This is a genomic window from Flavobacterium sp. (assembly GCF_049240005.1).
GTDB lineage: Bacteria > Bacteroidota > Bacteroidia > Flavobacteriales > Flavobacteriaceae > Flavobacterium.
The window spans coordinates 1-1,263 of record NZ_JBMLTK010000008.1 but is presented as its reverse complement, the minus strand read 5'-3'; the positions used below and the strand labels follow the sequence as shown (position 1 = coordinate 1,263).

1 protein-coding gene is annotated in these 1,263 nt (G+C 42.3%); it reads right to left on the bottom strand.

Annotation, left to right across the window (positions count from 1 at the left end):
• A partial coding sequence (gene fbp / locus ACOVQQ_RS00480) for a class 1 fructose-bisphosphatase (RefSeq protein WP_421816475.1) occupies positions 1 to 994 on the bottom strand: 994 nt, incomplete at its 3' end.
• Positions 995 to 1,263 lie beyond the last annotated feature (269 nt).

The window sequence follows — 1,263 nt, the reverse complement described above, 5'->3', positions numbered from 1 at the left end:
CCATAAATTCTTCGGCTTTCGTAACCATATTATAGCTTCCGCAGAAGAACGGCACGCGCTGATGCAGTTCTGTAGGTTTAATTTCTAAAATTCGCGTAAAGCCATCCGATGCTTTTCCGCCGGCTTGTTCGGCAATAAATGCCATGGGGTTGCATTCGTACAGCAAGCGCAATTTCCCTTTCGGTGCTTTGGAGCTCGTTGGGTAAATATAAATTCCGCCTTTAATCATGTTTCTGTGAATATCGGAAACCAAACTGCCGATGTAACGTGAGGTGTACGGGCGGTCGCCTTCTTCCAACTGACAATATTTGATGTAATCTTTAACGCCTTGCGGAAAGTGCACGTAATTTCCTTCGTTAATAGAATAGATTGTTCCGTCGGGTTTGAATTGCATGTTGGGATGCGACAAGTAGAAAGTTCCGATAGCCGGATTGAGCGTAAATCCGTTAACGCCGTGCCCAGTAGTGTACACCAGCATAGTCGAAGTACCGTAAATGACGTAACCCGCGGCAACTTGCATGGTTCCGGGTTGTAAAAAATCTTCAAGGGTAACAGGCGTTCCAATAGGTGTAACGCGACGAAATACCGAAAAAATTGTTCCAACAGAAACGTTTACATCGATGTTGCTGCTGCCATCGAGCGGATCCATTAAAACCACGTATTTGCTGTTGTGGTTGTTGTCGGGTCCGGCAACGGTAATAAAATCGTCGTTCTCTTCAGAGGCAATTCCGCAAACAATTTCTCGATTTATCAGCGTTTGAATGAAGATGTTATTGGCGTAAACGTCGAGTTTTTGTTGATCTTCACCTTGGATATTCTGTTCGCCAGCCGCACCAACAATATCCACCAATCCGGCCTTGTTTACTTTATAATTAACGACTTTCGCCGCCAATCGAATAGAGTTGATGATTCGGGAAAGCTCGCCCGACGAATATTTAAATTCAGCTTGTTTTTCAATAATAAATTCTCCGAGCGTTTTGTTGCGTTCTTCCATAGCGAAATCGTTGTAGTTGGGTGCAAATATCGCAATTTATACCACTTATGCCTCGAAAACAGCATAAAGAAAAGCTTGTTTTTGTTGAAGAAGCGACGAAACAGATTGTTTGTATACTTTCCGACGACAATTCGCTTTAAAAGAGTTCCTGTGAAATCATAGTTTTTCAGCTTTAGCTCACAAATATCAGCAGTAATAGCTCCATTTTTTCACTCAAAATTGCTACAAACCGTATATTTGCCGCTCAATTCTTAAAGCCGTTATTTAAT